Source organism: Mesorhizobium sp. M4B.F.Ca.ET.203.01.1.1, from assembly GCF_004791025.1.
GTDB lineage: Bacteria > Pseudomonadota > Alphaproteobacteria > Rhizobiales > Rhizobiaceae > Mesorhizobium > Mesorhizobium abyssinicae.
On record NZ_SRUO01000293.1, the window covers coordinates 1 to 283 of the forward strand.

Annotated in this window: 1 pseudogene; it reads right to left on the reverse strand. The window is 62.2% G+C overall.

Annotated features, from left to right (window positions below):
• Window positions 1-283, reverse strand: a pseudogene (locus EN846_RS34750) (NADPH:quinone oxidoreductase); the annotation flags it as partial.

Consider the following 283-nt stretch of genomic DNA (forward strand, 5'->3'; position numbering starts at 1 on the left):
CGGAACCGACTGTCGTGATGACGGTGCACCCCATCTTCTTCGCAAGCTGGATTGCCGCCGTGCCGATGCCCGAACCGCCGGCGTGAATGAGGATGGTTTCGCCGGACTCCAGCTTGGCATTGTCGAACAGCATGTGCTCAACCGTGCCAAACGTCACCGGCGCAAGAGCAGCACCGACGGCGTCGACGCCATGCGGCGCCGGCACGAGCTGGCGGGCAGGAATATTGATCTTTTCCTGCGCGAAACCGTCGAGATGGAAACCGTGCACGCCCTGGACATGTTC